Origin of the sequence: Flavobacterium sharifuzzamanii (genome assembly GCF_003254585.1) — a bacterium.
GTDB classification, from domain to species: domain Bacteria; phylum Bacteroidota; class Bacteroidia; order Flavobacteriales; family Flavobacteriaceae; genus Flavobacterium; species Flavobacterium sharifuzzamanii.
The window spans coordinates 386,818-409,500 of sequence record NZ_QJGZ01000042.1 but is presented as its reverse complement, the minus strand read 5'-3'; the positions used below and the strand labels follow the sequence as shown (position 1 = coordinate 409,500).

Genomic DNA, 22,683 nt, shown 5'->3' with positions numbered 1-22,683 from the left:
GCTTCTTTTCGTATTGATTCTGTTCCAAGATTATTAATCTTTTTTTTATTACAGGAAAAGAGAAAAAGTAGTACGAAAAAATAAAAAAACGGGGACCGTAACATATAAAATTTACTTTCCCCGAAAATAGTAATTAATTAGATACTAAAGGTATATTTTAACTTATGGTTTTAGTGGAGGTGGGGTCTTCCCATCACCAGGACCATCAGGATTAGCATCTCCAGCGTATGAAGGCTGGGTAGTTTTTTCAGTTTTTTTAACTGTTTGTGTCTCATACTCATCAGGAGTGCAAGAAAATATCGTGAACAATAGCGCAAAAGCGATAAATAGTATTAGTTTTTTCATTTTGTTTATTTTTAAGAAATTAGACATAGGTATTGCTGTCCGGAATGATCCAGAGGCTTTGGGACAATACCAATATTGATTTTGGGAAGTGAAGTGTGTAGAACAGTAAGACGTTATTTATACTTCCCGAATAAACTCGGTCTTACAGTTTTTTTACACTCTTAATTAGAACTGGTTTTCATTATTGTTTTAGTCTGCAGACAAAACCTGAACTAATTTCTTGATGCAAAGTAAAGGAGCTTTCAGGCCTTAACTGGTAAGGGATTCCCGGAATTCCCGCGTTTTCCTGAGATTCCCAGAAATTCCCAGAAAAAAGCGTAAAAGTCTAGTTTGAATTATTTAATTTTAAACAAATCTCTTATTATAATAGATGCAATAAGTCTGTCAAAAGTTGGGTGTGAACCAATAAAAAAAATATTGAAATAGTATAGATTTGGAATAGAAATTGAATTGCTCGTAATGATAAAATTTAGAGGTTGAAAATAAAGGCATATAAAAAAGTTTTGGTTAAAAATGGAAAAAAAAGGAGTCAAAAGAATTTTCTAAAAAAGCAAGATGAACAATACATTAGAAGAATATAAAAAGGCGATTAAAATTAAATATGAGATTGAAAAAGACGGTGAGTACTTTGATTTTCTGTACCACCCTTCCCGCGGAAAACTCCGCGATTTATGCTGGCTTATCTTTGAAGACAACCCGACTCAAGATGATTTAAAGGTTTTTAGAAATTTACTGTGCGTAGATTTTGACTATACTCAAAAGAATAAGTTTAAAAATCAAAAAGATAAGTTTAGGCCTATTGAAACTTTCTTTAAGGGAGAAACAGACCCAACAAATATTGACGCCATAAATCTTGCTGCAGTGCTAGTCGATTTTCAGCCGCGTCCCTTTAAAAAGTTCAATGAAAAATGTAGAATTGAAGAAGCAAAACAAATTAAAAATGTCGCGAAGGATGTAACGGTTGAAATTGATAGTAATGGCATAGAAGAAAATGTTTTGTTGAAAAATGAAAATGAAGAGTCTAAAGAAGTTCCTGAAAAGGAAAATCCTATACTGAATTTTACAGATCTATTTTCTAAAAAAATGGTTCAGAAAATATATCCTCGCAAAATAATTACGATTGCGGTTGGAACAATTGCTCTGGTGTCTTCTGCATGTTTATACTTGGTGCAGAAAAAAGATTAAGCGACATAATTTCGAAATGAAATCTGGATGCATTTTGAAAAATAAAATGCTTGAAGAGATAAAAAGAATAATTTTTTGAAGTGTAATTTTGGCGTTTAAAAAGTGTGTTTTTCGGCATATATTTACTGTTATTTACACTATAAAGATAAGAAAAAAATCCCGATAAACCTAATGAAATTCAATGAAATAACAGATTTTTTTGTTCTTTTTTTACTTTTTTTTGAAGAGTTTTTTCCTGTCTTTTTTTGAATAAATATGTATTCTGAAAAATTGTAAAATTTGGTTTTTTAGCCAGATTGAAATAAAATTATTTATATTTATAAAACATTAAAAACGGTTTTGATTTTTAATAAAAATTAGTCTAAAATACCCCTTATGAAAAAACTCCTAATACTCTTAATTGTTTTATGCACTGTCAGCTGTAAAAAATATGTTGTTTCGTTTGAACAGCCAACAGATATGAAATTGGACAATTTAAAACTAGAAGTATTTCTGGATAAAGAAAAAGTTCAAGAAATTACCTTAAAAGCAACAGAAGCGTTGCCTACTTATGAAACAGTCGGATTATCAATATCTGATGAAGGAATGCACTTGCTTGAAGTAAAAACAAAAGATACAACCTTTAGTTTTAACGTAAAATATCCTGAAGAAAAATACATTAGAATATTGGCGCACTTAAAAAGTAACGGAAAAGTAAATGTTGGAATCTTAAAACAGAATTATAAATATAAGTCTTAATGATATCTGGGTTGGTTTTTTAGCCGAAAAGGGACAAAGATAAACGCAAAGTTCGCAAAGCAATTTATATCGCTTTGCGAACTTTGTTTTAACTGAAAGTAATCTTAAAAATACTTAGTGTGCTTTGTCGTAAAATCAAACAGCTAGGATAGAAAATCCTTAAACCACAATCCAGAGTTTTTTATGGTTCTTTTTTGCGTTTCAAAATCAACGTGAATTAATCCGAATCGGGCATTATAACCTTCGGCCCACTCAAAATTATCGGTAAGGCTCCATACAAAATAGCCTTCGACATTTAAGCCTTCTTGTTTTGCTTTTAATATCTGTTCTAGATTGTCTTGAATAAAATGAGTTCGTTTTATATCATGGACTTTTCCGTTTTGGACAGTATCTGGAAAAGCAGCTCCGTTTTCGGTAATTATGATTTTTTTGATTCCGTCATACTCGTTAAACTTTTTAAGAATATGATACATAGCAGGCGGATAAACTTCCCAGCCCATTTCGGTTGAGATTACATTTCTTTTTTCAGCGCTTATGAGTTCGGCGCCAATGTATGGAATTAAAATAGAAGATTTTACCACTTCTCGAGTGTAACACTGTAATCCGATAAAATCAAAATCGAAAGCGAGATTGTTTAAATCGTCTTCAAGAATATAATTATTCAATTTTTTAAGTACAGGAAGATCTTTCTGCGGATAACCTAATCCTAAAATGGGTTCAATAAAAGTTCTATTTAATAAAGTATCTACACGTTTTGCGGCTTCAACATCTTTTACGTTTTCAGTTGCAGGTTCAATATGCGTGCAGGAGAATGTCGTTCCGATATGGGCATTGGGAACTCTTTCTCGAATTATTTTAGCTCCAGCAGAAGTGGCTAGAGTTACATGATGTATGGCTTTAAGATAATTGGTAATGCCTTTTTTTCCAGGCGCATGAATGCCTAAAAAATAACCTGCACCAGTAAAAACAGAAGGTTCGTTAATCACCATCCAGTTTTTGACACGATCGCCAAAATACTGTACGCAAACTTCTACATATTCTTTGAACCAAGAAACCGATTCGCGGTTTGTCCAACCTCCTTTTATTTCCAGTTCATGCGGTAAATCCCAATGATAAAGTGTTATCCAAGGTTCGATTCCCGAATCCAGCAACGAATCTATAATTTTATTATAATAATCGATTCCTGCTTGATTTACAGGATGAACACCAGTCGGCATAATTCTAGGCCAACTGATAGAAAATCTAAAATTCGGAATATTTAATTCCTTAATTAAATTAATGTCGTCCTGATAACAATTGTAGAAATCACAAGCAGTTATAGCATGATGTCCGTTTTTGATTTTTCCTTTTTGAGAAGTAAAAACGTCCCAGATAGAAGAACCTTTTCCGTCGGCATCGTGTGCTCCTTCAATTTGGAAAGCGGCGGTAGAAACACCCCACAAGAAGTCGTTACCAAATTGGTTTTTGTTCAAAAATGAGCTTTCAATTTTATTCATTCAATAGTACTTTCCTTTATTTATAATGGTTTATTAATGTAGGAAAGAAGACTGCATTGCTCTTAAAAAAAGCCATTCTTTGAATGATACTAGGAATTTTAGATTAAAGAATTTCATAACGATTAGTTTTATATCAAATTAAGAAAACTAATGTGAAATTATTGTAAAGTGATTATTATCAAATGATTAAATATGAAAATGGGAAGATAATCAATCTTCCCATCCGCATAGTGTTAGGCCTAAACCTTGTGCTTGTTTAAGAGATGTTTTTACTGTTCCATGACTGCAAGCACTTAAGCCACGGCAGTTTTCAGTATAATGGTATTTTTTTGCACCAGTAGGACCGCAAATATAGACGTTGGTTTCTGGTGGTGTAAATGATGTTGCAAAAATAAAAAGTAACAGTAGCGTATATTTCATTGGATATTTCTATTTGACTATTAATTGATATTCGTTTCCTTTTTTATCAAAAGCTTTTAATTTCCCGTATGAAATCCACTCTGTATTGATTTCGATTTCTGGAATAGTATCAGTTGTTAAAATTCCAGCGCCGTATTTTCCCGAAACGTTTATATTGCCAGAGACAGAATCGCCTGCACTATTTATTCCTTTTACGTCATAATTGTACTCATAATTCCCAGGGTTTCCTGTTCTATATTCATACTGATAGGTTTTATTTACGTGATATGTTCTGGCTTCTTCCGGAGTGATGGTCTTTCGGTCATCCGCACTAATTACCGGTTTATAAAATGAATTTACTTGAGGTAATGGAGGTGGAGAAGCTGCCTTCTTGCACGAATAAAATGCAAATAATAAAAGTAAGATGAGGTAGTTTTTTTGCATAGGCAATGTGGTATTTAGTGAGCTGGAAAATTCTGTTTTTTATTGTTTTATTGCTTCATCTATTTTGTTAGATAAAAAGACATTTCCCAAAATACCAAAGCCAATAGTTTTGGTTTTTCCGTCGACAGTTACATCAGTTGTAGAAAAAAGAATATAATTTGATGAAGAAACTATATTGTCCACGAGCATGTTTACCATCGATTGTGCTAGAGCATTTCCTAACATTCCTCCAGCTTTTGACATTTCATCGTCCTGAGTTGTATTTTCTTTATCCATTTCTTTTTCTAAAAATGCGTTCATTTTCAGTTTTACTTCTTCTTTATGTTTTTCAGTTCCAGGATTAGTAAGTGCAGCGACCAATAAAATCAAGCAAAGTCCGGCAATTATGTAATGTTTAGGTTTCATAGTGTTTTGATTTTGGGTTAGTAATTTTTGTGATGTGATAAATCTAATTAGAATTAAGTTTTTTAAAATGAGTACTTATACGGGATTTAATTCTGTTTCGTAAAGAGCCACCGTTTCTAGTAATTCTTTTTCGTATTGATAAATATCATCAATGGATGAAATTGCAATTTTAGCTTCCGTTTTATTATTGTTGAAAAGGCTTATGTATTTTTTACCGCCGTTTAGGTGAAGTCTGCAAAGAGGTTTTCTATTATTATCATCGAGCAGTATTCCAAAATAGGATTGTGTATCGCGAGAAACAATTCTATTAATTGGCAGTTTTCGGCGTAAAATGGCAACTACTATGCGATAAGCGTCAAGTTCTTCTTCGGTAGTAATAACTTTGTTGTCATCTTCAACCGAGATAATTTCTTCATCTTGCTGTTTAATAGTTTCTTTGCTTAAAGCCGCATTTAAACGATCATTAATTTTGTCATTAATAAATTGGCTAACTGATTTTTGAACTAAATCTTTAAATTCATCAACAACTTTTTCCGTCAGTCGTCCTGCATATATTTTGCTCGCGAAGAGTTTTGTAAAATCATTCGAAGGGCTTTCTAATTCAGCGTTGATAAGCTTTTTAATCTCCTTAATGTATTTTAACGAACTTGCATTGCTTACGATATTATTAACATCAAAATTGGCTTTATGAAATTTTGCAATTTCACTTATTGTGTTTTCTTTTAAATTGCAAATATCAAATTCTAAAAAAGGCTTTTCGTCCATTTTATTCTGATCGTCCAAATCGGTAAAAAACTGATATTGGATTCCATTTGTTAAAAGTGCAAATCGAGTTTTGGTTACGTGAAAATAGCGGAATAACTGAGAATTATGAACGGTAAGTTTTTCTTTCCAGCTTTTGCATTCTACAATGATAATTGGTTCTCCATCTTGAAAAATAGCATAATCTACTTTTTCTCCTTTTTTTAAGCCAAGATCGGCTGTAAATTCTGGAACTACTTCTAACGGATTAAAGGCGTCATAACCCAAAATATTAATAAAAGGCAATACAAAAGCATGTTTTGTAGATTCTTCGGTTTCAATTTTACTTTTCAGCTGATTTATTTTATCTGCTAATGATTTTAGTTGAATGTTCATTTCCATTGGTTTGTAGTTTTAAATTGATAACCTCAAAAGTAAAACCAATCAAAACCAGTGTTTTACGGAAATCCATAATGAGTAAAATTTTAAATGAAGTTTTTTGGAATGGATTTAAACGGAAAAAAGAGGACAATGAAGTTCCTCTTTAAAAAACATAAGTTTAGTTTTTTATTCTTTTACTAAAATAAAATCTTTTATGATTTTATCCATGTTTGAAGGCAAGTCAGCATTTTTAATTTCGAAATGTTTTATTTTCATTTCAGAAAGCCATTTTGTCCAATATGCCTTTATAACTTTTTCTTCAAACGGATTATTTTTACTTGGATTAATTCCTAAAATTAAAACTTCAAGATTAGACAAATCAGCATCAACTTTTATGAAACCAAAATTTTCTGAATCAAATTTTTTCTGCCAATCATTTTTATTCAAACCATTTTGTTTAATTAGCTGAGGTGTTAAATAACTAGATAAATTTCCGTCTTTAATTTGCGTTCCTTCATAAAACATATATCCGTCTGTCAAGATAATTAAGATATTTCTAAACTCTTTGTCAATGCATTGATCTTGAACTTTGCTGTCGAAAAAGTTCCAAATGTCTGAGCCAATATATTTATCATCTTTAATCGCTGATTCATATATTTTTGATGTTTTTGAAGAGTAAGTATCATTAATAGAATTAAGGAATTTCTTGGACGCATTGTCTTTATTTACCGTAATTCTTAATTGTTTAGAAATAGAATTGATTTCAGGATTTTCGGGTTCAGGATTAAAGAATAACTGCATTTTATCATTAATCTGTCTCATTCTTTTTGATTTCAGATGATCTGTAAAAGCTTCAGAAACTGATTTGATATATCCTAAGTCCCTTTGATAAATTTCCATTGTTGGATTTGGATTTTTTTTGAGACTAATTCGGTCTGATAAATCTACCAAAAGACTAATGTTGTAATTTTCCGAAACAGAACTTTTAGTAGGGGTTTCTTTGCTTTCTGTTTTGGTTTCTTCTTTGCAAGAAAAGAATAAAACCAATAACAATGACATTGAAATTTTAAGTAAAGTGTTTTTCATAATCTTAATTTTTAAAATACACTAAATGTTGAAAATCAGGATCGATTAAATTTAATCTTCCCAGATGCTCTTCAGATAAATTTTCGCAGCTTTCCAGTAATTCTACTTTTTCTTTATGTGGCAAAGCAATTTCTGTATTGATAGCTTGAAACCAGCCTTCTTTATATTGATGATGATAATGTAAATACTCCTTTACAGGAAAAACAAAACCATCTATTTTCAATTGAAGTTCTGATATTTTACCATTTATTGTGGCAATTTGTTCTTTAAAACCGTTGATTTTATTAATATAATCAGCTTTTAATTTTTCCAGGTTTAATAGATTTTCTTTTCTTCCTCTTATAAAAGCTCGAATTTTATCAATATTTTCAAATTCTTTCATTACAAAATCAAATACAAGTCCCCAAATAATATACACCACAAAACCAGCGAATATGATCATCCAGAATTCTGGCTCGCCTAAAGCGATATTTAAATTGTATGGAGAAGATTCTGTTGTTTTATTAAACTCATATATTTTTTTCTCAATGATGTAAGCCAAAAGAGAATCGAATAAAAATGTAATGGCAAAGAGTGCAGCAAGTCTGAAGATGTTTTTGATTCCTTTTCCTTTTTGAACCATATGGATAACATAACCTAATCCCATAAAAACAAACGGAATAGTAGTAACCAAAACACCTTCGAGCCAGCTAGCTTTAAAAGCATTTGTAAAAGCATCAGCATCAAAAATGGCAGCAGTTAAACTATCATTAGAAAATTCTTTGAAAAAGGCAGAATAAGAAGCTGAAATATAAAATACCAAGACATAAAGTGTAATTGGCAGTAAAAGAATCAAACCGATATAAAATTGGGCTTTAAGACCTTTTCCTTCTTCTATTCCGTATTTGTCAGGATTTCGTTTTACTTCTATAATTTCATTTTTTATCTGATCGATATTATCATTGATATCCTGCTCTTTTTTCTCGTAAATACCAATAGCGGCTTCAGATTTTTTAAGTTCAGTTCTGTTTTTTTCCTGTTCTTCACGATAAGGTTGTTTTAGCTTATCTTGTTCCATTTTTTGTTTTCGGCACTGATCTTCAAAGCTCATATATAAATTTTGAAGACATGCTTTGAGAACAATTGGTTTGCCGGTTGCTTTAACCGATGCGGCAAAACCGCTTTGATAATAGGTAATTCTAATCTGTTCTCTGTCTTCTTCATTTTCTTCAAGAATTTTAAAAGAAGAATCTTCAGATTTTTTTAAACTAAATAATTGTGCAAGTGGTTTCATAACTTAAGCGTTTAGTTGACTAATAATTTCTTCTTTACCAATGTTTTTTTGAACACAATCAATCAGATAATCAGATAAATCATTGATGTTTTCTTCGACAAAATCAAATTTTCTGCAATACTTTCTAAGCATATTTAATTCATCATCGGTTATTTTTCCGTCAGCCCAAATAATTCTCGTAAGATCGTATAGATATTCAATTTTTGTATGTAAAGCTTCCGGAACAATAAATTCAGCATTAATTGGATTCAGAAAAAGTTTATCGAGTTCTTCTTTTGGAATTCCTCTTTCGTCTGCAAAATGATACAGCATTTGAAGTTCTAATACATCAAATTGATCATCAGATAATGCCATTTGATATAATCTTAAAAAATGGCTTTTTAGTTCTAGTGTTATCATGTTTTTTGGTTGTTTATTTTAGATTTTCACAAGCAATTCCATCTCCATCTGCGTCCAGATTTTTGTAACAGTTTTTGTTACTATTATAGGCAGCCTGGGCTTGTGCTCTTGTTGCAAAATCGCCACAGGTTTTTGTTGGACAATTTGAATCTGAACTGGATCCTGAGTTAGAACCTGAAGTTATTTTTTCTGAATCTCCCGAATCTGAACAAGAAATTATAATGCCTGTTAGTACTAATAAGGAAATAGAAATTGATAAGATTTTGTTATGTTTCATGATTAGATTATTTAAAGTGATAAATTAAAAATGCAAAAAATCCTGTAAAGACAAATAAAAGAAGACATCCACTGTTTTGATATCTCACGTCAGGGATGCCAGTTTTTGTAGAGTAACCGTTCTTACTGAAAGTTCCCATTTTTGTTCTAAAACTTGGAGAGATTCCAGATTTGCTAATATTCAAACCGAGTCCGCCTCCAAATTTTATTCTTTTTTGAAATCGAAAGCCCATCTTTTTAAGAGTTAGTTAATTAAAGTTTTTGTGATTGAGAAACTTCTTTTGACTTAACCTTGATTTAATGTCAATCGAAGTTTTAGGTTTTATTTTCTTTTTTTGTAGTGATTATTAGTACTTGCATTTTTGTATTTTCCTCCTTTGTGAGAACTTCCTTTTCCTCCCTTGTAATGTCCACTTTGAGCTTCAATGCTTCCGCCAAGAACTAAGAAGAATAAACTAAATAAAACAGCTAATTTTTTCATGTTTTTAATTTTTAAATTATTTAATAACCCAAAAGTAAAACCAATCAAAACCAGTATTTTACGGAAATCCATAATCCGATATTTTAATTTTTGGAAATAAAAAAAGCTCCCAAAGGAGCTTTAATAATAAGTTAAAAAGGAACTTTAAATTATCCCCATATCTTTTGTGATCGAAACTAGATGAATAGTATTATTGGCTTTGAAAAAGTCTTTTAGTTTTGCTAATCTTTTTTCCATAGCGCTTTTACTATTTGGTTTTATATCGCTGCTTTTAAATATTTCTATAATCTCGTCCTGAGATGTTCCATCAGACAGATATTTTAAGATTTTAATATCTACATCGTCTATTTCGTAATTCCCTTTTTCTTGAAGCGCAGAAGCAACTTCTTGCGAAATAAATTTTTGATCAGAGGCAGAAATTATAGTGAGCGCTTTTTTGAGATCCTCAATGCTATTTCGGCCTTTTAGAACAAAAGCATTAATTTCAGAATCTTCAAAAAGTGATTTTATACGAGCACTTTTATCTTCAATAGAGTAGGCGATGATTTTAATCTCAGGCTGCAGTTCTCGAACTTTCTGAATCAGTTCATCACCGCTGCCGATTTTTACTTCGCGATGATCTTTTTTAAACGAAAGATCACTAATCAATAAATCGTATGGTTCGTTATCCTGAATCGCTTTTCTTATTTTGAGAAAGGCATCGTCACAATATTTTGCATGCTGAAAATTGACAATGTTGAAATTATTCAAAGTTTGCTGCACAGCTAAATTGAATTCTTCAAAATCCTCGGCTATTATTACTTTTTTAAACATAGGCTTTTATTTAGACATTGTTATTTTTACTTTAAAACCTTTATCGGGTTTAGTGTCAAAAGTAATAGTTCCTTTTATGGCCAAAATACGGTTTTCCATATTTTGCATGCCATTTTTTATAATTTTATTTTTATCGGCTCCTTTACCGTTATCGGTATAATCTATAAATACTGTTTTTCCGTTGCTTTCAAATTTTACTACAACCAGTGATGCTTGACTGTGTTTTTTCATATTAACCATCAATTCCTGTAGAATTCTATGAATGGTAACTTTTTTAAACTCATCAACTAAATGCCAATTTACTTTTTCGATATTGTTAATAATAACGTTGGTATGGTCACTATTGTAAGTCGAAAGCATTTCTTTTAAGTTAGATGCAAAATTGGTTTTGGTATCGATAGTATTATTCTCTCTCGAAATACCACGTACTCGTGCATAAATATGATCCAGCTTTTGAATTAAAGTTTCTTTTGTATTTTCAATTTCTAATGGTTGTGTCTGGGTAAAAGTAATGGTGTTAAAAACATCATTGGCTAGTTCATCGTGAATGTCTTTGGCAATTCGGGTTTCAGTATCATAAGCTGTTTTTAGTTTTATAGCTCTAGTTTTGTTTTGATGATTTTTCTTTACAAAAAATAGAACAATACAGAGAATAATGAATCCAGAAAGAAATAATATTTTTTGATTTTCAGCTTTTTGTAGAGCAACTTCATTCTCTACATTCTCTAAACGAAGTTTTTGGTTTTCTTCCTTTTCTTTTTTTGAATCGTATTTAATTCGGGCAAATTTGTTTTTAAAATTGTTTCGAACTTTTATTATACTGTCGTTTAAAAATATAAATTTTTGAGCATAAGCGTTTTGAGCTTCAGAATCGTTTGAAATGAGAAAAGACAATGCTTTTAAGCGCTCGTCGATACTGCGAAGTTTTGTAGCAATTTCATATGCTTTTGTGGCATATTCATTTGATTTCTGAATATTTGATTTTGAGTAATACTGAGCAAGGTGAAGATTGCTTCCAATAATGCCGTATAAATCCTGAGCTCCATTTCTAATTTTAAGGCCTTCCTGCATTAAAGTGAGACCTTTATCAGTATTTCCAATTTTAGAATAGGCAAAACCCAAATTATCTAAAACACGTGCTTTACTTTCTTTTGAAATTTGGTTTTCATTTAAAATCGATTCTAAAATCTGAATTGCTTTTTCATACTTTTTCTGTTCAATGTAAATGACAGCAATATTATTTAGAGGAGAAAATTTAGAAACATTATTTTCGGCATCTTTTATTGCCTCGTTGTAATAATAAATAGCATCGTCATAAAGTGCGAGTTCTTTGTCTGCAATCCCGAAGAAATTATTTATAGAAACCGTATAAATATCTTTCTTTTTAACTTATGGAAGGGCTTCTGTAAGTGTTTCTTTGCTTCCATAGTAATCCCCATTTATCTGTTGGATAGAAGCCATCTGAATTAAATTGTAAACAATATTGGTGCTGTCTTTTAAAATTTCAAAACCTAACTTTGATTTATTAAAATTGAAAAAAGCACTGTTGTAATTTTTGTTTTGCAGATTAGTAATACCTAAATCTCTTAATTTAAAAGCTTCTTCACGGTTGAGGTCTACCTTAGCAGGTGCAATTGTTTTTTCTTTGCAAGAAAAGAAAAAGAAAATGATTAGCAGATAAAAAAACGGGGATCGTAACATAAATCTTACTTTCCCCGAAAATAGTAATTTATTATAAATTACAGTTTTTTTTCCAAAATTTTAAATTATTTTTTTGGCGGTGGAGGCACCACAACTGGATCGTCGTCTGGTCCAGTGGCCTGCATATCTTTCGCCGGAGCTGTATCCTTTTTTACTTCTGTTTTGTCTTTAGCTGTTTCGAATTCATCAGCAGTGCAAGAAAATAATGTCGTTGTCAACAGGGTAAATGCTCCCCATAAAAAAATCTTTTTCATAATTGAATTTTTTAGATTGGTTATAGGCATTGCTGTTCAGAACTTTTCTGAATTATGCCATTTGATGGGAAGTGAGGAGTATGTAGGGCCGTAAGATTTTCATCTATACTTCCCAGATAGAATCTGTCTTACGGTTTTCCATACTCGTTGACTAAACTAGTTTTGTACATTTGTTTTTGACCTGCAGATCAAAGCGCTAACTAATTTTGTTGAGGCAAAGTAACAATGGTTTTGAGCCTGCGTTGATACGGATTTCCGGGATTTCCGATTAAGTTTTATAAAATCCCTATTGATCCTTATAAATCCTTAAAAACCCAAAAAAATGAGGCCTATGAATAACAATACTTTGGAAGATTTATATAAAAAAGCCATTAAAGAAAAATATGAAGAAGTAAAAAATGGTGATGACTTTTATTTCTTGAATGCTCCAACAAGAGGAAAACTAAATAAGTTATGTTGGGAAAAATTTGCGAATAATGATATGCATTCAAATGATTTGAATGTGTTCAATTCTTTACTTGGACTTTCTTTTGATATTAGTGCAAAAAAAAAGTTTAAGCAAGAGACAGATCTATTTAGACCAGTAGAAAAATTTTTTAAGGGAGAAACAGATCCAGATAAAATAGATGTTGTTGATATGGCAGCAATTTTGGTAGATTTTAATCCAAGACCTTTTAATAAGTTTAGAAAAGAAATTGATCCAGAGAATTTGAAATTGATAGAAGAGTTAAGAAACACCAAACATTATAAACCTGAATTTTCTTCTGTTGGTTTTATTGATGAGATAGAAATCAAAAATTTTCCTGATTTAAAAAATGAAGAGGTAAAAGAAGATTTAACAGAAGATGTAAAGCAAGATGAAGCTGAAGTGATAGAACAAGATGAAAATCAGGACTTGGAAACAATTCCAGCGGGTATATCAACTCCTGTTAAGATAAGAGGAGAAGATTGGGCAAAATTTAGATTGAAAAGATATTTTGTAATTGCAGCGTTTCTCGCTGTATTTGGTATAATCATTTACTTAAGTATGTTGCCAAAAGATTGTATGCAATGGACTGGCAATCATTATGAAAGAATAGAAAGATCCGATGAGGGCTATTGTGATACTTATTATGATGCTAGATATTTCGATTTAAAAAAGATAGAGGTATGTGATTCAACAAAATTTTTTGATGATAATGGTAGAGCGAAAGTTTTTTATATTAAGATTGGAAACTCTATAGAATGCTATAATCAATCTGCCCCTTATCCAGAAAATACGCAAAGATTCTTAAAACCAATTACGCAGCATATGATCGATAAGTATTTATCAAATAGACCAAAATGTAATTAATTTTAGAATTTTCCTAAAATGCGATTTATGTAAGATATTCATTAAATCATGAAATTTTTTGTAAGTATATACTTTTAATTTAGCATTATTGAATTAAATTAATAAAAAACAAAGAAATCATGAAAAATAGAAACTTTTTATTCGTATTAGCCTTAAGCGCGGGAATGTTCGTAACCTCTTGTAGTAACGACGATAATGAAGGAGAAACAATAGTTCCAATTCAAGGGAAATATAATCTAAGCCAGACAGGAACAATTGTTAATGGACAGGAAGTGTTAGTTGATGCTCCGCAGAATCAAGCAGGATGCAACAGAGATTATTTAGACTTAAGATTAAGTAATGCAGCGGTTATTGGTGATTACAACGGAAGTGATTGCGCCTTAACAGAAACTACAGGTACTTATGTAAGATCTCATAACGATTTGACTATTACTGTAGGTAATATTAGTTCTACTAGCGATATCATGAATCTTACTAACAAAGAACTAAAAATTAAAGACAAAACAACAGGTGTAATTACTGTTTATACCAGATAAAATTTGTTTTGAGATAATTTCAATTTCCTTTGAAATGAAAAAACGGAAACCGCTTATTTGCAGTTTCCGTTTTTTATGAATTGGAATTTAGAATTTAGAAATTGGAATTTAAAAAAAACTTATTTTACAGGAATATAAATATCAAAAGAAGCTCCTTGATTCTGAATACCCGAAGCGGTGATGATTCCGTTATGGTTTTCGATAATTTTTTTCACAATCGCTAATCCGATTCCGGTTCCGTTGTAACGGTCACGTCCGTGGAGGCGCTGGAAAACTTCGAATATTTTTTTGTTGTATTGCGCTTCGAAACCTATTCCGTTATCTGAAACTTCTATGTGGCAATATTTTTTAGCAGGAATCAGTTTTTCATTTTCTAAATCTTTCCCTAAAGCAATTTTACTTCTAATTTTAATTACAATCGGAATATCAGGATTTGAAAATTTTAACGAATTACTGATGAGGTTATACAATAATTGTTTGAATTGAAACGGAATAATATCAACTTCAACACTTTGTTCAATTTCAATTACCGCATTTTTCTGATCTAGCTCTTCGGTTAAATCTTCTTTTACTTCATTTATAATTTGGGCAAGATCTGTTTTTATAAAAATACGTTCTTGAACGTTTGTTCTAGAATAAGCTAATAAATCATTAATTAAAGTCTGCATGCGTTGTGCGGCGTTCTGCATTCTTTTAAATTTATCTTTTCCGTTTTCTGATAAATGTTCAGCTTCTTTCTCAATAATCTGAGAAGCAAAAGTCTGTATTTTTCTGAGCGGTTCCTGCAAATCATGGCTTGAAATATAGGCAAATGACTGAAGTTCTTTGTTCATTTCTTCTAGCTCATTGTTCTTCTGTGCCAGTTCTAATGCATTCATTCTCAGTTTGTCTTCGTCTTTCTTTTTTTCGGTTAAATCATGTGTTACTTTAGAGAAACCAATAACTTCTTTTTGTTTATTATGAACGGCTGTTATTACGACACTTGCCCAAAATAGACTTCCGTCTTTACGTGTGCGCCAGCCTTCATGTATAACTTTTCCTTTTTCTCTCGCAATTTGCAGCAGTTTTTGAGGAAGATTATTTTTCTGATCTTTTTCGGTATAAAACACAGCAAAATACTTTCCGATGATTTCTTCTGCTTTATAGCCTTTTATTTTTTCAGCACCAGCATTCCAATTTTCAATAATACCATTACTATTCAAATATAAAATAGCATATTCCTGAACCTCTTCTACCATCAAATGATAGCGTTCTTCGCTTTTTTGAAGCGATTCGTTAATCTGTATTAATTCTCTTGTTCTGGCTGTAACCTGTTGTTCAAGTTCATGTGTAAAAGCTTTTTCGGTATGAATATCGGTAAAGGCACCTACCCATTTCACAATTTTATTGTCGGGTCCAAATACGGGCTCTCCAATAACTGTATGCCATCTGTATGAGCCATCTTTTCTACGCATTCTCACGTCACAGCGGTACATTTCTCCCGTTGCGAGTGCGTGCTGCCAGATTTTGACATTTTCTTCGAAATCATCAGGATGAATCATTTTCTGCCATGAACCTTCTATTCCAGGTTCAATTCCAGTATATTCCAACCATCTTCCTGAAGTGAAAAGAGCATTTCCATCAGCATCGGTTTCCCAGATTAATTGCGGAATACTCTCAGTAAGTAGTCTGAATCTCTTCTCACTTTCTTCGATTTTCTTTCTCGCTTCAACTTTTTCCGTAACATCAATAAGAGTCATTCTAATTCCAGAAATCGAATTATCGCTTTCGCGGAGCGGTGCAAATTCAAAATCTAGATAAAATTGATTGCCGTCTTTCTTATTATCAATAAAAAGCAAAGATTCTGATTCAGAATATACATTTCCAGATTCGTAAACTTTCTTTAGTAAAGCAGCATATTTCTGTTTTTTAAGTTCAGGAAATGTTTCTAATATTTTATTTCCTTGAACTTCAGATTCTTCTTTTTTCCAGATATTATTCAAAATAGCAAAATTGGCCATTTCAATTACAAAATCATTGCCTCGCAAAATAGCTTTCGGAACAGGCGACTGCATAATAAGATTACGCAGTTTCTTTTCGCTTTCTTCAATTTTCTGCTGGTATTTTTTCTCTTCGGTAATATCTCGAATCGTTCCTATGAGTTTTTCGGGCTCGTGGTTTTCATCATAAAAGACTTTTCCTTTACCTTCAATCCAATGTATAGATTGGTCTTTCCAAATTACACGAACTTCATAATTTAAAAAACCAGTATTTAAAGCTTCTTTAAAACCTTTATTTCTAATGTGTAAATCATCAGGATGAAGATGCGCTAATAATTCTTCGTGAGTTAATGACACTTCTTCGGTATAACCGCCAATAATTTCAAGATACCTCTGAGAGTAAGATGGAATTCTGGTTTTGACATTCAATTCCCAAGTTCCTAATTCACTGGCTTCAACAACAATTTTAAGACGATCTTCATTCAGCTCGATTTTTTTTCGGGCTTCTACTTTTTCGCTAACTTCTGTGACTGTTACTAATATTCCAGATATAGTTCCGTTTTCTTCTTTTAATGGATGATAGAGAAAATCAAAATAAGAAGTTTCTATTTTTCCATATCGGTTTAAAGGAATAGGAACTTCAATTCCATGAAAAGGGATTCCTGTATCTAAAACACTATCTAATAAAGCACTAACGCTTTCTTTTACTTCTGGCAATGAATCATACAGAGGTTTACCAACAAAAGTTTTTTCTTCTCGATCTACCAATTTAAGATAAGCTTCATTGGCCATTTCGACCACATATTCAGGTCCACGCAAAATTGTAATTCCAACGGGTGCTTGTCTAACCGTATCACGGAATCTCTTGTCGCTTTCTTCAATTTTCTGTTTGGCCAAATATAAATCTGTAATTTCTACAGCGGTATTCATTACACCATAAATTTTTCCAGTCAGATCATACAAAGGTGTAAAACTATAATTGAAATAGAATGATTGCAATACATTGTCGATTACAATATCAATTCGGGAGTTTCTGGAGTGAAAAGATTGTCCGGTATTGAATACTGATTCAACTTGTTCAAAAACAGACTGATTATGTAATTCGGGAAGAATTTCTTTATACGTTTTTCCAATTACGTCTGGACCTTTTCCCCAGATTTTTATTATCGATTCATTGGCCAGTTCAATACGCATTTCTTTTCCTACGTAAACCGCAATCGGAAAAGGAGCATTTTCAACTAGCTGTCTTATTTTTTGTTCGCTTTCTTCTACTTTTGTACGAGCCAAAACTTGAGAGGTAACTTCTGTGGCAATTGCTACAACTCCAGAAATAGTGCCATCTGTTTCTCTTAAAGCTTCGTAAACAAAATTAATATACGTGTTTTCGGTTTGGCCATTTCTATTTAAAGGAACAAAAAGTTCTTCTGTAACCACTTTTTTTCCAGAGATAAAAACGCTTTGGAGAATTTCATCAAGTCCTTGTTTTTTTAACTTAGGCAGAACCTCAAAAATAGGTTTGTTGATGATGTTTTCTGCTTTTGCGTTCCAAAATCGAAGCATTTGTTCGTTGGCAATTTCAACAACATGATTTTCACCTCTAAAAATGCACATTGCTACAGGAGCCTGCATAATATTATTGACAAATCGGGCATTACTTTCTTGTAAAGCATCTGCAACAATTTTCTTTTCGGTGGTCTCGATAACGGTAACGAGAATTCCACCAATAGAACCGTCTTCTACTTTTATTGGGCTATACGAAAAATCAAAAAAGCAATCTTCTGTATAACCATTTCGATTAAGAGGGACTTTAAAATCAGGAAAACTCACCGCATGTCCTTTCATCACGTTTGCAAACATTGGCCCGATGGTATCCCAGATTTCAGCAAATGTATCTTTAGAACTTCCGCCCAAAGCATCAGGATGTTTTGAAGTACCAAGAATCGGACGAAAAGCGTCGTTGTATAATTGAGTATAATTTTTTCCCCATGCAATGTACATTCCAAACGGATTGCCGAGCATCATTGCGGTCATTGTTTTTAGACTTTGAGGCCATTTTTCGGGATTACCCAAAGAGGTTTTGCTCCAATCTGCAGAACGAATTAATTCTCCCATTTCTCCACCTTCGGAAAGAAAATAATGTTCCTTTTTTTTATGGCTCATTTCCAAAGAAGATTAAGGTTGCAGTATGAAATTAGCTCTTTCGGGCTGCTTGAAATTATTTTCAGATGCAATTGTTAATGCCTTTTCAATTACGCTTTTAAGTTTTGAAAATTCGCCTGGTTTCCGAATATAATAGGAAGCGCCTTTTAAGTATAAATTGTTAACTATTTCGCTATCTAGTGAAGTAGAAAAAATGATTATGGGCAGATTTTTTAATTTATCATCTCTCTTAATTTCGTCCAGACATTCCAAACCATTTTTTCTAGGCATATTTAAATCCAAGAAAAGGACATCTGGAAGATTTAAGATGTTGGTTTGCAGATAATCCATTAATTGTACACCGTCATGAACGGTAGAAAAATCAGCGCTGATCGTTATTTCATCGAGGGCTTCTTTAAAGAAAAGGCAGTCGTCTTCGTCGTCATCAGCCAGCAAAAGATAGTAATGCTCTTTACTCATTTTGTAATCTCCTAAATTTTAGAGTTAAGTTTGTTTCGATAAATTTAACTTTTTTCGATAAGATTTCCTGATTTTTTATGAAGAATGTTTTTTAAAAGCTATAAGAAAGCGGTTTTTACATCTATTTTCTTTCTTCAAAACAATTTTATTTTAACAATTGCGTTTTATTAATTCTTACCATTTTTTCGTCAGAAAATTTGCTTTTTGGGATTTCTGCTTTTTTAAAATTAAGAGAAGCTAAAGTGCTCTAAACCCTTTTGGAATCTCGCTTTTTCAATTCCAAATTCTATAATTTTAGTGTATACCGTATCCAGAAAGTGTGAAATAATTACACACTCTTTTTTATGCTGTTTTTTCTAAATAGCTCTGTACCAGTTTAGAATCGTATTGGCACGTCGCTTGCAAAATGTGTTAATGTCAAAATCTTTGATGTGTTTGTTTTTTTATTGTTTCTCGAATAAGAGTCGCAAATAATTAGAAAAGAAAAGATTTTTACTAAAAGCCACATTAAGCAAATTAAAAAAGGAGTATAAGCATGGAAAGCGAAACAATTATCTCAGAACAATTTTACGCGAACAGCAGTTCGGCGATCAGCGAAAAAACAATAAACGGTTCTTTTTTCGGAACTAAACAAAAATCACAAAAAGTACATGTAGAAAGACCAACAAGTCCGTTTGGATTAGCGGTTCTTATAGGGACTTTTTTATTACTACTAGCAGGTGTTGGAGTAGTATTTCTATTGCAAGATGATTTTGAAAAATTTCATTTTGAAAGAATTGCTTCTACTTGGGGATTACCATTTTTAATCATAACTACAATTTTATTCTTTTATCAAGCAGGTGTTTTCTTGTATAGCTCTTACCTGTATTTAAGATATAAAGCAATTCCATCTGTTTCAGACGATTTATTGCCAACTTGTACGATTATCGTTCCAGCTTATAATGAAGGAAAATTAGTTTGGGATACATTATTAAGCCTTGCAGATAGTGATTATCCAGCAGAAAAACTACAGCTTTTGGCAATTGATGATGGAAGTAAAGATGATACTTGGTATTGGATGCAAGAAGCAAAAGCAAAATTAGGAGATCGCGTAACGATTTTTCAGCAGCCAAAAAACCAAGGAAAACGTCAGGCATTATACAGAGGATTTAAATTAGGAACAGGAGAAATTTTTGTAACAGTAGACAGTGATTCTATTGTGAAAAAAGATACTTTAAGAAACTTGGTTAGTCCGTTTGTGGCAAACAAAAAATGTGGTGCCGTTGCAGGAAACGTTCAGGTTTTGAACAATAAAAAAGCGATTTTGCCAAAAATGTTGAATGTGAGTTTCGTAATGAGTTTCGAATTCCAGCGTTCTGTAGAAAGCGAGTTAGGTTCTGTATTATGTACTCCTGGTGCCTTAGCAGCGTACAGAAGAGATGCTGTATTTAACTGTCTTCCAGAATGGATTAATCAGACTTTTATGGGCGAACCATCAGATATTGGAGAAGACCGTGCTTTGACTAATATGATTTTGAAACAAGGTTTTGAAGTTAAATTTCAAAGAAATGCAGTTGTATTGACAAATGTTCCTGAAGAATATAAAGGTCTGTACAAAATGTTCATAAGATGGGCGAGAAGTAACGTTCGTGAAAACCTTATGATGGCAAAATATGTTTTTACAGATTTTAGAAAAGGATCAAAATTTGGTGCGAGAATGTTATTCTTAAACCAGTTTTTCAAAATTGCAATGACATATCCGTTTTTATTATTTATGTTTTACTTTATTGCAGTTCACCCAGTATTATTTTTAAGTTCTACCTTATTGGCAATCTTAATTTTTTCAAGTTTTTCAATGGCGTTTTACGCAAAAAGATACACGCTTTCAGAATCATTCTGGGCTTATTCATACAGTGTTTTTTACACTTTCAGTTTATTCTGGATTGCGCCTTATGCTATTGCAACAGCCAACAAAAAAGGCTGGTTGACAAGAGGTTTATAAACAAGTACACTTTCATTCTATATATAAAACTCCACCCAAGAAGATTCCCGTTGCAAACTTTTGCAGCGGGTTTTTTAATTAAATGCCATTCATTCCGTAGGAATGTCTGGTAGGTAGTAGTAGAATTAAAATTTATATTGCGATATACGTTCGTTCCGTAGGAGCGTTTCATCGGTAGAAAATAAATAGTGTCCAATCCAATTGCGTTCCGTAGGAACGTTTCGTTGGTAAAAAAATTGAGACCAATATAATTATGGTCCTACGAAGCAATTAAAATCGAAGGATTTTTATGCGTTTTTATTTAAATCCAAAGCAGCAATAATCTGCTTTTTCATTGCAGTGTTGATATAATCTAAAGCCTCAGCATAAGAAATGGTATAGCGTCTTTCTATATTCTGAAAATGCTCTGGAAAACTGCCTAAGATTTTGTCATAATAAATATTAAGCTGTTTTTCTGAAGGCATTTCATATTTCAAGCGAAGCTGAAATCTTCTTAATAACGCGCTATCAATTATTTCGTAATGGTTGGTGGCACAAATCAATAAGCTGTCAGAAGGGAAATAATCAAAAAGCTGAATTATAGTGTTTACCAAACGCCTCATTTCGCCCACATCTTTATCGTCGCTGTCACGACTTTTTCCGATCTGGTCAAATTCGTCTAAAAATAATACCGCTCTTTCTCTAATTGCTTTATCAAAAATTGCTTTCAGATTCTTAGAAGTTTCGCCAATTCTAGAATCGATAACGGTGCTTAGGTTTACGATAATAATTTTTTTATCTAAAGTATTGGCAATTGCTTTTGCCGTTGTCGTTTTACCGCAGCCAGAACTTCCATGCAATAAAATTTTATTATCAACTTTAAGATTATATTTTTTTAATTCTTCGATATATTGATGTTCTTTGATAATCTGAAGCAAAGCGGCTTTATTTTCATTACTAAAAAATAAATCGTCTAAAGCAATTTTTTCAGTATCAATTACGGTAAGATCATTCAGATTCATCTGCTTATTATTTGCTGCAAAATTAAGTTTTATTCTGCAATGTTTTCGTTCCAGATTTCTTTTCCTAAAAAGCGATTTCCGAATATCGAAGTGCCAATTCGAACCATATTCGAACCTTCAGCAATGGCAAGTTCTAGATCCTGAGACATTCCCATAGAAAGTTTTAAATCGGTTAAACCTTCAATTCCTTCCGAATAAATTTCATCGCGAATCGTTCTTAAAAGTCTTAGAGACGGAATCATTTTTTCTTTTTCCACATCCAATAAACCAATGGTCATTAAGCCTTTAATATTCAAGGTTTCGTAAGTTTTTATTTTTTTAATGAAAGATAAAACGTCTTCTGGCGGTAAACCAAATTTACTTTCTTCATAAGAAGTATTGACTTGCACAAAAACATCTAATTTTCTGTTTTGATTTTGAAGCTGTTTATGCAATTCGTCAGCAAGATTTATTCGATCCAACGATTGAATACAAGTAACATATTTCAGTACATCTTTCACTTTATTGGTCTGAAGATGTCCAATAAAATGACGTTCGATCGGAAGATTTTGCAAAATATCATTTTTATCCCGCAACTCCTGCATTTTATTTTCTCCCATTAAAGTCTCTCCAGCTTCAATGGCAATGCGTATTTTTTCTGCTGGAACCGTTTTGGTAGCCAATAAAAGCTGAACATCAGCAGGATTTCTTCCGGCAATTCTACAAGCGTTTTCGATGCGCTGATGTACTTTAATCAAATTAAAAATAATATCGTTTTTCATATTGCAAAGCTATGTCTAAAACATAAAATCGTACTGGACCAGTACATCTCAAAAAA

General features: G+C 32.0%; 25 protein-coding genes. 5 read left to right on the top strand and 20 right to left on the bottom strand.

Going from position 1 to position 22,683, the window contains the following annotated elements:
* Positions 1–162 precede the first annotated feature (162 nt).
* Positions 163–345: a hypothetical protein gene (locus DMA14_RS21445; RefSeq protein WP_111426757.1), complete on the bottom strand. Its 183-nt coding sequence runs from the start codon at positions 343–345 to the stop codon at positions 163–165.
* A 555-nt stretch (positions 346–900) separates the two neighbouring features.
* On the opposite strand from DMA14_RS21445, the gene DMA14_RS21440 reads away from it, so the two are divergent.
* Both DMA14_RS21440 and DMA14_RS21435 read left to right on the top strand, forming a co-directional pair.
* Positions 901–1,530, top strand: coding sequence for a hypothetical protein (locus DMA14_RS21440; RefSeq protein WP_111426530.1), 630 nt, complete (start codon positions 901–903; stop codon positions 1,528–1,530).
* A 375-nt stretch (positions 1,531–1,905) separates the two neighbouring features.
* Complete coding sequence (locus DMA14_RS21435) at positions 1,906–2,268, top strand: hypothetical protein (RefSeq protein WP_111426529.1); 363 nt, start codon at positions 1,906–1,908, stop codon at positions 2,266–2,268.
* 143 nt (positions 2,269–2,411) lie between these two features.
* On the opposite strand, the gene DMA14_RS21430 is transcribed toward DMA14_RS21435, so the two are convergent.
* The 15 genes from DMA14_RS21430 to DMA14_RS21365 form a co-directional block, all read right to left on the bottom strand.
* A complete protein-coding gene (locus DMA14_RS21430) occupies positions 2,412–3,764 on the bottom strand; it encodes a GH1 family beta-glucosidase (protein WP_111426528.1) in 1,353 nt (450 codons plus the stop codon).
* A gap of 210 nt (positions 3,765–3,974) precedes the next feature.
* The gene (locus tag DMA14_RS21425) at positions 3,975–4,184 is read right to left on the bottom strand and encodes a hypothetical protein (protein WP_111426527.1); all 210 of its coding nucleotides are present in this window, start codon (positions 4,182–4,184) and stop codon (positions 3,975–3,977) included.
* Positions 4,185–4,193: 9 nt separating this feature from the next.
* Positions 4,194–4,607, bottom strand: coding sequence for a hypothetical protein (locus DMA14_RS21420; RefSeq protein WP_111426526.1), 414 nt, complete (start codon positions 4,605–4,607; stop codon positions 4,194–4,196).
* Between the two features lie 39 nt (positions 4,608–4,646).
* Positions 4,647–5,012 (bottom strand): DUF4359 domain-containing protein, encoded by a 366-nt coding sequence (locus tag DMA14_RS21415; RefSeq protein WP_111426525.1) that lies wholly within the window; start codon positions 5,010–5,012, stop codon positions 4,647–4,649.
* Positions 5,013–5,087: 75 nt separating this feature from the next.
* Positions 5,088–6,149 (bottom strand): type I restriction endonuclease, encoded by a 1,062-nt coding sequence (locus DMA14_RS21410; RefSeq protein WP_394336028.1) that lies wholly within the window; start codon positions 6,147–6,149, stop codon positions 5,088–5,090.
* 171 nt (positions 6,150–6,320) lie between these two features.
* Positions 6,321–7,220 carry a hypothetical protein gene (locus DMA14_RS21405; RefSeq protein WP_111426523.1) on the bottom strand — a complete coding sequence of 300 codons (900 nt, stop codon included), beginning with the start codon at positions 7,218–7,220 and terminating at the stop codon, positions 6,321–6,323.
* 4 nt (positions 7,221–7,224) lie between these two features.
* Positions 7,225–8,493, bottom strand: coding sequence for an ABC transporter permease (locus DMA14_RS21400; protein ID WP_111426522.1), 1,269 nt, complete (start codon positions 8,491–8,493; stop codon positions 7,225–7,227).
* A gap of 3 nt (positions 8,494–8,496) precedes the next feature.
* Positions 8,497–8,892 (bottom strand): TerB family tellurite resistance protein, encoded by a 396-nt coding sequence (locus DMA14_RS21395; RefSeq protein WP_111426521.1) that lies wholly within the window; start codon positions 8,890–8,892, stop codon positions 8,497–8,499.
* Positions 8,893–8,905: 13 nt separating this feature from the next.
* A complete protein-coding gene (locus tag DMA14_RS21390) occupies positions 8,906–9,169 on the bottom strand; it encodes an excalibur calcium-binding domain-containing protein (protein WP_111426520.1) in 264 nt (87 codons plus the stop codon).
* 7 nt (positions 9,170–9,176) lie between these two features.
* Positions 9,177–9,401, bottom strand: coding sequence for a DUF4236 domain-containing protein (locus tag DMA14_RS23155; RefSeq protein WP_111426519.1), 225 nt, complete (start codon positions 9,399–9,401; stop codon positions 9,177–9,179).
* Positions 9,402–9,490: 89 nt separating this feature from the next.
* Positions 9,491–9,649 carry a hypothetical protein gene (locus DMA14_RS21380; protein WP_157957750.1) on the bottom strand — a complete coding sequence of 53 codons (159 nt, stop codon included), beginning with the start codon at positions 9,647–9,649 and terminating at the stop codon, positions 9,491–9,493.
* A 144-nt stretch (positions 9,650–9,793) separates the two neighbouring features.
* Positions 9,794–10,462: a response regulator transcription factor gene (locus DMA14_RS21375; RefSeq protein WP_111426517.1), complete on the bottom strand. Its 669-nt coding sequence runs from the start codon at positions 10,460–10,462 to the stop codon at positions 9,794–9,796.
* Between the two features lie 6 nt (positions 10,463–10,468).
* The gene (locus tag DMA14_RS21370) at positions 10,469–11,584 is read right to left on the bottom strand and encodes a sensor histidine kinase (RefSeq protein ID WP_317047267.1); all 1,116 of its coding nucleotides are present in this window, start codon (positions 11,582–11,584) and stop codon (positions 10,469–10,471) included.
* Positions 11,585–11,851: 267 nt separating this feature from the next.
* Positions 11,852–12,163 (bottom strand): hypothetical protein, encoded by a 312-nt coding sequence (locus DMA14_RS23110; RefSeq protein ID WP_317047266.1) that lies wholly within the window; start codon positions 12,161–12,163, stop codon positions 11,852–11,854.
* 65 nt (positions 12,164–12,228) lie between these two features.
* The gene (locus tag DMA14_RS21365; protein WP_111426756.1) at positions 12,229–12,417 is read right to left on the bottom strand and encodes a hypothetical protein; all 189 of its coding nucleotides are present in this window, start codon (positions 12,415–12,417) and stop codon (positions 12,229–12,231) included.
* Between the two features lie 331 nt (positions 12,418–12,748).
* On the opposite strand from DMA14_RS21365, the gene DMA14_RS21360 reads away from it, so the two are divergent.
* Both DMA14_RS21360 and DMA14_RS21355 read left to right on the top strand, forming a co-directional pair.
* Positions 12,749–13,750 carry a hypothetical protein gene (locus tag DMA14_RS21360; protein ID WP_111426516.1) on the top strand — a complete coding sequence of 334 codons (1,002 nt, stop codon included), beginning with the start codon at positions 12,749–12,751 and terminating at the stop codon, positions 13,748–13,750.
* A gap of 119 nt (positions 13,751–13,869) precedes the next feature.
* Entirely contained in the window at positions 13,870–14,286 is a 417-nt protein-coding gene (locus DMA14_RS21355; protein ID WP_111426515.1) for a lipocalin family protein, read from the top strand.
* Positions 14,287–14,405: 119 nt separating this feature from the next.
* Here the strand turns inward: DMA14_RS21355 and DMA14_RS21350 are convergent, their stop codons facing one another.
* Together DMA14_RS21350 and DMA14_RS21345 are read right to left on the bottom strand one after the other, a co-directional pair.
* The gene (locus DMA14_RS21350) at positions 14,406–18,425 is read right to left on the bottom strand and encodes a PAS domain S-box protein (RefSeq protein WP_111426514.1); all 4,020 of its coding nucleotides are present in this window, start codon (positions 18,423–18,425) and stop codon (positions 14,406–14,408) included.
* A gap of 12 nt (positions 18,426–18,437) precedes the next feature.
* A complete protein-coding gene (locus DMA14_RS21345) occupies positions 18,438–18,884 on the bottom strand; it encodes a response regulator (RefSeq protein ID WP_111426513.1) in 447 nt (148 codons plus the stop codon).
* Positions 18,885–19,419: 535 nt separating this feature from the next.
* Here DMA14_RS21345 and DMA14_RS21340 point away from each other — a divergent pair.
* Positions 19,420–20,865: a glycosyltransferase gene (locus tag DMA14_RS21340; RefSeq protein ID WP_111426512.1), complete on the top strand. Its 1,446-nt coding sequence runs from the start codon at positions 19,420–19,422 to the stop codon at positions 20,863–20,865.
* Between the two features lie 287 nt (positions 20,866–21,152).
* On the opposite strand, the gene DMA14_RS21335 is transcribed toward DMA14_RS21340, so the two are convergent.
* Both DMA14_RS21335 and DMA14_RS21330 read right to left on the bottom strand, forming a co-directional pair.
* A complete protein-coding gene (locus DMA14_RS21335; RefSeq protein ID WP_111426511.1) occupies positions 21,153–21,866 on the bottom strand; it encodes an AAA family ATPase in 714 nt (237 codons plus the stop codon).
* Positions 21,867–21,895: 29 nt separating this feature from the next.
* Entirely contained in the window at positions 21,896–22,627 is a 732-nt protein-coding gene (locus DMA14_RS21330) for a YggS family pyridoxal phosphate-dependent enzyme (RefSeq protein ID WP_111426510.1), read from the bottom strand.
* Between the last annotated feature and the right edge of the window lie 56 nt (positions 22,628–22,683).